The sequence below is a fragment of the Wolbachia endosymbiont of Cylisticus convexus genome, assembly GCF_003344345.1.
Genome location: NZ_QPIP01000090.1, coordinates 1 through 8,024 on the forward strand (window position 1 = coordinate 1; position 8,024 = coordinate 8,024).

At 37.1% G+C, this 8,024-nt stretch carries 6 protein-coding genes and 4 pseudogenes; all 10 read right to left on the reverse strand.

Annotation, left to right across the window (positions count from 1 at the left end):
- Positions 1-558, reverse strand: a pseudogene (locus Wcon_RS07855) (helix-turn-helix domain-containing protein); the annotation flags it as partial.
- A gap of 74 nt (positions 559-632) precedes the next feature.
- A pseudogene (locus tag Wcon_RS07860) lies at positions 633-851 on the reverse strand (phage tail protein); the annotation flags it as partial.
- A 1-nt stretch (position 852) separates the two neighbouring features.
- Positions 853-1,158, reverse strand: coding sequence for a head-tail joining protein (locus tag Wcon_RS07865; RefSeq protein ID WP_114517791.1), 306 nt, complete (start codon positions 1,156-1,158; stop codon positions 853-855).
- A gap of 81 nt (positions 1,159-1,239) precedes the next feature.
- Positions 1,240-2,244, reverse strand: a complete 1,005-nt coding sequence (locus Wcon_RS07870) for a major capsid protein (protein WP_114517795.1) — start codon at positions 2,242-2,244, stop codon at positions 1,240-1,242.
- 37 nt (positions 2,245-2,281) lie between these two features.
- Positions 2,282-2,653, reverse strand: a complete 372-nt coding sequence (locus Wcon_RS07875; protein ID WP_114517792.1) for a head decoration protein — start codon at positions 2,651-2,653, stop codon at positions 2,282-2,284.
- A gap of 138 nt (positions 2,654-2,791) precedes the next feature.
- A complete protein-coding gene (locus tag Wcon_RS07880) occupies positions 2,792-3,844 on the reverse strand; it encodes a S49 family peptidase (RefSeq protein WP_114517793.1) in 1,053 nt (350 codons plus the stop codon).
- Positions 3,844-5,236, reverse strand: a pseudogene (locus Wcon_RS07885) (phage portal protein). Before Wcon_RS07885 ends, Wcon_RS07880 begins: the two are co-directional and overlap by 1 nt.
- Entirely contained in the window at positions 5,236-6,267 is a 1,032-nt protein-coding gene (locus Wcon_RS07890) for a PDDEXK nuclease domain-containing protein (protein ID WP_114517796.1), read from the reverse strand. The pseudogene Wcon_RS07885 and the gene Wcon_RS07890 overlap by 1 nt, the downstream one beginning before the upstream one ends.
- Positions 6,268-6,293: 26 nt before the next feature.
- Complete coding sequence (locus tag Wcon_RS07895; RefSeq protein WP_114517794.1) at positions 6,294-6,518, reverse strand: gpW family head-tail joining protein; 225 nt, start codon at positions 6,516-6,518, stop codon at positions 6,294-6,296.
- Positions 6,511-8,024: pseudogene (locus Wcon_RS07900) on the reverse strand (phage terminase large subunit family protein); the annotation flags it as partial. The gene Wcon_RS07895 and the pseudogene Wcon_RS07900, both read right to left, overlap by 8 nt.

Genomic DNA, 8,024 nt, shown 5'->3' on the forward strand with positions numbered 1-8,024 from the left:
AATTGCAGTTTTGTCTGTATAAAGCTTTGCCATAGCAACCCTTGAATAGGTATCAATAAAAGTTTGCTGGTCCTATACCCTTCTACATAATAAGTGTCTTGAGAACCTAAGTAACCAGTGTTTCAATTTCACCATCTTTGTTCTTTCACTTTCTCTAAAGCTGCAAGTTGCTCTTCAGTTAAAATTATGCCATCTTGTGCAACCTTCGCTTCAAGAGCTTTAAGTCTTTTTTTGAACGTTTCAATATCGTTTCTTAGCCATACAACCACCTTCGGAAATCCCTTTTTCTCAGCTCATTTGCAGCTCTTTATTGTCCATATGCTGGAAATTCTGTTGCGATCTGCTCTTTCTATGTCTTCGGAAACTCTGTTTGCCATAAGTGATTTTTTCTTACTTATCTCATGCAGTGCTTCTTCTCCTCCATTTTCATATAATTCCTTGAATCGATAAAACGTATCTCTTGAGTAGCCCATACGCTTGAGATACATTTCCTAATTGTTTTGCTAGCTCTAATAACCCTAACTTTGGTTTTAGTATTTTTGCTTGTATTGTACTCATATCTAACACTCCTTTCTTTTATTATTTTATAACTTACTTTTCTAAAGTGTCAGATCAAGTCTTGTTTAATACACTTTTACTAAAGCTGTCAGTTTATTTCTATTAGCCTTCACAACCCTTAGTCTTTTTCTTATCAACTTCAGCCTTATCTTCTTTTCCTCACTAATCTCTTTTGCTGCCTTCGATTTTAGCCATAGTGCTGTTTTGTTTAATACCCTCACTATTGCTAATTCTATTTTTCCTCTTTTAGCATTTACACTTTCTATTACCTCAACTTCTATATAAACAGACATTTTACACCCCAGACGCTTCGATTCGCCAGACCATTCCAGATTTATCTCTAAGTGGTGGTGTGTGTATTTTGTATTTGCAATCACCTATAACAAAAACATCTCCTACTATTGGCTTTAACACATCAAACGCACTTACTTCCAACACTAAAGTTTCTCCTACAAATTGTCCTTCACCAATCTCGTATAATTTATCTGGCTGTTGCTTTAATACTTGTACCATGTACGCCTTATTTTTCGACTCATACAAAGCTACTTCTCCTAGATGGGCAAAACAATCTTTTAATAATCTCTTAATATTCTCTTGCATTCTTTCATAAGTATGCTAGTAAGGTATATACTAGTAGAGTCCTCTTGTACCTCACCAACTTGTAGTTACTCTACCAGTATGTTATGCTATAGTGACTTTTACTAATGTTCCTGGTCTGTGGCACATTGGCAATGGATTCGACTGCGTATGTAAATCGGTCCCTCTATCAAATCTTCTTAGCTCTTGTTTTGCATAGAGTGGCTGTCCTAGAGTATTTACTGTCTCATTAAAATCTGCTGGTGCAAAATATGTTGTAAATGTGCTCGCTGTTCCTAGTGGAAAACAGTGCCCTGTATCTCTTTCTATAAATCTTCTCACCGTTCCTTCAGGGTCAGTTGCTTGCCCTCTATACTCCTCAAATGTGATTCCGCAGAACGTAAATCCTGACCTCATATCGTTCCTTAGCGCTGCTCCTTCTTGCCATCTTTCATATGCTTCTTTCACTTTACTATGCGAAGTTAATGCATCAAAAAACTCAGGACTTACCAAGGCATGAACTCCTGTCATATATTCACCACTTAGGTTATCTTCTATGTGCCTCAATACTTCCATACACTTACGTTTTACATCAGTTGTTGCTGTTCTAAAGGCAAAATTTACTACTTTTGGTGTAATTTCAAATTCGTTGTACAGATTTAATAATTCTGACCCATCAGCATCTAAAATTATTCCTTTGAGCGCTCCCATCCGCAAATGCTCCAACGTTATTGCATGTTTGTTTCTCATCAATTGCAAATGGTCCGTTATTACATCTGCCAGCGCTTTCAGTTCACTCTCTGATCCAAATGCTCTTATTCCCTGTACTTCCTCTGGTAATACTACATCATCATGTGGAATATGTGGAATCGTAAATGTTCTTACCTTTCTTTTTCCTCTTTTTCCTACTGTTGCTGGTGCTCCTGGCACTTGTGTTGGTAGTAGACTTAAAACTCCATTATGTTCTTCTATGGTAATATGTCTAAATCTCACTGACCTACTTGGAAACAAATTTAGATTTTCAACTCGTCCATAATTTATCGGCAATATATTTATCGCATTTGTTAGTGCCGTCATGCTAAATGCTGGATTTGTAAATGGATTTTGCATTTTTTCTTTTCCCCCTTTTGTATTTTTAATAGTTTTTTTAAGCTCCCTTGCGGATAATGATCCCTCGTGCTTCAAGTTGCTTTATTGCTTCAGCTTTCTGTTCTTCAGTGATATTTGCTGGCCACACAACCGCATGATCTGCTAGTATTGCACCACGAGTAATAATTACTGCTTTGGCATTTTCTGTCGCATTTACATCACTTACTATTGCACCTATTGCTGTTTGTGTGCCATCTGTTCCAGCAGGATTAAGTACTCTAATAAAACCATCTTCCGTCTTTTTGGCAACTACTGCACCAAGCTTAAGATTTTGACCTTTAGCTACTGTTATTTGGTCTCTTGAATATAGGTTGGACACTTCATATTTCAGAAGATCTCCTAAATTATTTGTTTCAGTTATGCTTGTCATATTTCTCCCCCTTTTTCCTTTGTTTATTCCGCTGTGTTTAAAGTCGCTATTCGCCGCGGTAAAAGATACGTTGCTCTATAATTGGCTATTCTGGCGCATTTTGAACACTTATTTACCGCGGCGATTATATACCGCGCATCAAATGCCCCGACTTTTCGCTACCTGCATCATCAAGTCTTCCGGTGTATTTTGCGGTATTGTACTCATTATCTCTGTCTTCTTCGTTCTCTCCGCCAGTGTTGACATTAATATCTCTTGGGCTTGCTTTGCATTTACATCCTGTTCAATAAATTCTCCTATCTTTTCTGGCATCTTTGATAAATTACATAAACGTATTAATTCAAGAACTTCAGTACGATAGCTGTCATTCTTGATTTTATTAGTTAAATTATCAGTTTCTAGGTCAGTTGTAGTTTTCTCATTCATAGTAATACTCCTATTTTTATTAATAGATGAAAGAATTGTCATTCCATCAGCAAGTCCTATCTCTATTGCTTTCTCACCAAAATATAGCCCTGCTTCCGTTGATTTGATTTTCTCCGTGGACAAATTTCTGTTTCGTGCTATGAGCTGGACAAACATCTCATACAGGCGATTTACCTCTTCTTTTAAGCTTTCCATACTTTCTGATGTTATTGGCTCATGCGGATTTAAATCGTTTTTTCTCTTTCCTGCAAATACTGTGGTATATTTTACCCCCTGTTTTTCATCAAATCCACTTTGATCAACGTGACTTGCTATTACTCCTATGCTTCCAACTCCTGAAGTCCTCGTTACCAATACTTTTTCAGCACTTGACGCTATCGCATACGCTGCGGAATACGCATCATCATTTGCTATTGCTATGATCTTTTTTAATGCCCTTGCTTCGTAAATAAAGTCAGAAAGGTCGAATATACCGTTTACTTCCCCTCCGGGGCTGTCTATGTCCAAAATTATTGTTTCTACTTCTTCATTTATTAAAGCTTCTTCTACCTCTTCACGTATCTTCTCATATGATGTCATCCCTAAAATATCGTCAAAAGCTTCTGTATTCTTCGTCAAGATTCCATGTATTGGTATTACTTTTATTCTCCTTTCACTATTTCTTACTGCATGTTTTATATTTTTAAACGTCGGATGTTTTGCCGCATGTAATGATAATAGTTCAAAACTCCTTGGTTCAAGCATTAATGGTTTTCCTAAGAGCATCATAACCCTTTACAATCAGAGTCAAACATTAAGTTGAGACTATTTGCACGTCTTTGATCTTCTGCTATTTCTTGATCAATTTCTTCTACATCATAATCGAGCTCCGAAACTACTTCTGCTCGACTCTTAAATCCATTCCTCACTGCCATTTGCTGTGCTTGCTGATCTTTCCAGTGGATCCACCCAATCAAATCCCTGTGGTATCCATTTTACTTCTTCTTTCGCTGCTTTTACTACTTTTTCATCTATACTCAATTCTCCACACAGTACTGCTAATTCTAGCCATCTATTCCAAATAGGTCTACAAAACTGGAACACTATCACGTTATGCTGCAACATTGCGCACCTTCTGCGAAACTCTATCAGCCCTGCTCGAATAGATGAATAATTAACACCTTCCTGTTAGTTGCTCATATGTTATCCCTGTACCAATCGCTATTGCCCTTAGCTGCTGTCTTATAAACGCTTCATAACTTCCTCCAACATCTGATGGCTCTGAAAATTTTATGTCCTCACCTGGATCTAAAAGCTGCATTGTTCCAGGTTCTAGGCCAGATAGTGCTACTCCTTGCTCATTACTTTCACCTTCTCCTAAAATATTTGCCTCAGGATCGAGCCTTGTAATAAACCCTGCAAACATCGCTGCTGTCTTTTTTCTCACTAATTCTGCATCATCATATTGATCAAGTTCATAGAGCTTTAGCAGTATACTCGAAAGCCATCTCTGATTTGCCCAGGTCTCAGTGGTTTATAGATATGTAAAACATCGTTTGCTGGCACTCTTACTGACTCTCCAAAGGTATTTTCACCAGGGTGTTCTTTAAATAAGTAATAAGCTTCTCTTTGACCAAGCCTGTTAAACTCAATCCCGTTTCTTATTACATTACCATTTCCTAAAGTTTGATTTGTTTTATTGTCTAAATGTTCAGACTCAAGTACTTGCAGTTGTAATGGCACAGAAAATCTATCTTCCAGCTTTCTCGTTCTTAATCTTACAAAACATTCTCCACCCTCTATCATACTTCTGCATACCAGAGCTTGTAATCCATAAAAATCACTTATTCCACAGCTATCTGCTTCATCTGTCCATTTTAGCCATAATTCTTGCACCTTCTTTCGAAATTCTCCATCTCTTGCCTTTGATTGCGGCTTTATTCCTGTTCCAATAGAGTTACTCACTATTGTATCAATGATATTTGCTGCATACGGATTTTTTCTCACCATGTCACGTGATCGACTACGTAAAGTTTCAAGGTTTTGAGACAGCAAATTGTTTATACTTCCTGACTCTGGTTGAAAGTGAAAAAATCTTCTTCCTGAGCCTGCTGCATCCCAGGCTGAGCTTTTTATCTTTGGCTTGTTAAATAATTGTTTAAATGACTTTAATAGCATTACTTTTCCTTATCTGAAATTTTTGATAACTCAGCTTCCAGCTCTTCTATTGTTGGCAAGGCTGTCTTTACATTCTCTGGTAGATTTTCAGTAATTTTATATTCTGCCAACCCTATCGGTTTATTTATGTCTTTCAATGTATACTTAGCTAGTACATTATCCTTTGACTTGCATAAAATTAATCCTATAGATGGTTGATCTGTCTCATGCTTTAGTAAATCATCAACGGCTGAAAGATAAAAATTCATTTTACCTGCATACTCTGGCTTGAAATCCTTGTCTTTTAGCTCAATTACTACAAAGCAACGTAACTTTAAATGGTAAAACAATAAATCAATATAGAAGTCTTTATTTCCAACATCTAAGTGAAACTGCCTACCAACAAATGCAAATCCTTCCCCTAGCTCAAGCAAAAACTTCTCTACATGGCCTACAAGCCCTTTTTCTACTTCTCTTTCGTGAGCATCGTCTCCTATACTCAAAAAATCAAAAATATATGGATCTTTTAATGTATAATGCGCTAAATTTGACTGCGGAGAAGGTAACTTATCTTTGAAGTTAGTAATAGCTTTTCCTTGACGTTTGTACAATTCACGTTCGATTTGCATCACCATTATACTACGTGACCAACCGTGCTCTATAGCCTTTTGAAAATAGAATAGTCTTTCTTTTGGATCTTTTACTTTATCTAAAATAACTACAATATGAAACCAAGGCAATTGTGCAGCAACCTGCTGCGTAAATTCAGTATCTTGATATTCTGCAGCAAATTGGCGCATATAAGTAAGATTCCTAGCGCTAAATCCCTTCATTTCTGGAAATGCGCTTCTCAAATCCTTACTTAGCTGATCTATGATTTTAGCACCCCAGCCATGTTCTTTTTGGCGCTTCAAGATCTCTGTACCAATATGGTGATAAAGCACAATAAGCTTGCTATTTACTGCTAGTGCTGATTTATAACGACTAGTAGCAATCTGTTCTTTGAGCTGCTCTAAAAATTCTGTATATTCTTTTGCTATAATTTTTGTCATGTGATTCCTTTCAACGATTTTTATCATTATATGATCCCCTTACTCGTTGAAAAAACAATTTTCCTCTTTGGCTTCATACCTGCAACTTTTAACTCAGCCTTAATTCGTTGTCTTAAATTCAATAAATCATTTATATCTACTTCTGCATAACGGACAACATGGTCACCATATGCAATTGATACTACTCTTTCTCCACTTTGTAGCTTCTTTATTGCTTGTTCAACTTGAGACAAATACTCTTCGTTATACATTTTCCAACCACTTACTCTGTCTTACTTTTTTAGGCTTTTTACTTTCCATTTTTCCACTCAAACTATTCCATTTACTCTCTGGCCATCGATCAATCCCAAGTGCAATAGATGCAGCTCTGGCATAAATCCGGCAATCTAGTACCTCATTTCTTTCTCTTACCTTTTGCCACTCTTGTTTGGTGTAGCCTTTTACTACCTTGCTGACTAATTGCTCTGCCGTTAGCTGTTTGAAATATTCAGGTGCATACTCCGGAAAATGACAGTATCCTACTGGAGCTTCTTCACCTTCTTTTAAAATATTAAGCAATTGAAAAAGCTCTGACTTTAATATCGATACTCCTACTGGCCAGAGCTTTATTCCTCTTTTCAGCTTTTGCCCTCCAACTGTTATATCAACTCTACTTGGGCTGCTAAGTGGCACTAGGGCTTTATTTACACCTTTCACTGCCATTACTCTTCCAGATCCTTGATGACTTCTCACCCAGTTGTAAACTTCCTGCGTTGCATACCCTGCATCAACTGCCATCATGCTTATCATATATTCAAGACCATTTTCACCGATAAAATGATGATTAAGTAATTCTGAAAGCTTTCCCCATACTTCCCTACCTCCTGTATCTCCTTCAAATACTTGGTAGTCTATTGACCAATTTTCTCTGCCTTTTCCCCAGGCTACAACTTCTACTTCTAAACGATCTTTTTGAACATCTACTCCTGCTGTGAGAACTACTTCGCCTTTTGGTACTGTGCCTACGGGAAAAAATTCTCTCCTGTTAAATAATTGCTTCCAATCGGTACTTCTCCTTTGTCTACCCAAGTTTCTCCTAAAGTGGTATTTATCCAAACTTTTAGTAATTGTTCACTTTCCTTTGCATGGAGAAAATCCTCTACTGCTTGTTGCCAACTATACCAGCCAACTGGACTATAAAGACTTGAAAGATGAAATCCTTTTTTCTCACCTTTTACTCTATTAGTAGGCCTCCATTCTCCACGCTCAAGCATCTCTGTCTTTTGATGATTTTCTATCTTTTTACCACATTCTATACATATATAGTGTGCTGTATTTGGATTTTTATCTTCCCATTTTATTTGTGACCATTTTAATATTTGGTAATAATTACAATGCGGACATGGTACAAAAAAATATCTCTTATCTGTTGCTTCAAATTCTTTCTCAATTCTGCTTATTCCATGGTGTTGATACTAAAAAAATCTTTCGCCGTGCAAATGTATTAGTTCGAGCAATACTGAGCAGTACTGGATCTCCTTCTCCACCTGAGTCTCCTGGATAGGCGTCTATTTCATCAAGAAAGAGATATTTTACTGGCATAGATCGGAGGCTTACACTGCTGTTTGCTCCGGTTATTACTACTATTCCACCTTGAAATTCCTTACTCTGCACAGTATTGCCTGAGTCTCTTGACCTTGGGTCTTTTACTTTACTTTTTAAACATGGCGTACTCTCTATTAACGGCGCAAATCTTCCCTTTGACCAACGTTTTCCCA

What these genes read in the sequence shown, in the direction of transcription:
- Wcon_RS07890 (WP_114517796.1), bottom strand. Translation starts at nt 6,267, where the DNA reads ATGACAAAAATTATAGCAAAAGAATATACAGAATTTTTAGAGCAGCTC.
- Wcon_RS07880 (WP_114517793.1), bottom strand. Translation starts at nt 3,844, where the DNA reads ATGCTCTTAGGAAAACCATTAATGCTTGAACCAAGGAGTTTTGAACTA.
- Wcon_RS07875 (WP_114517792.1), bottom strand. Translation starts at nt 2,653, where the DNA reads ATGACAAGCATAACTGAAACAAATAATTTAGGAGATCTTCTGAAATAT.
- Wcon_RS07865 (WP_114517791.1), bottom strand. Translation starts at nt 1,158, where the DNA reads ATGCAAGAGAATATTAAGAGATTATTAAAAGATTGTTTTGCCCATCTA.
- Wcon_RS07895 (WP_114517794.1), bottom strand. Translation starts at nt 6,518, where the DNA reads ATGTATAACGAAGAGTATTTGTCTCAAGTTGAACAAGCAATAAAGAAG.
- Wcon_RS07870 (WP_114517795.1), bottom strand. Translation starts at nt 2,244, where the DNA reads ATGCAAAATCCATTTACAAATCCAGCATTTAGCATGACGGCACTAACA.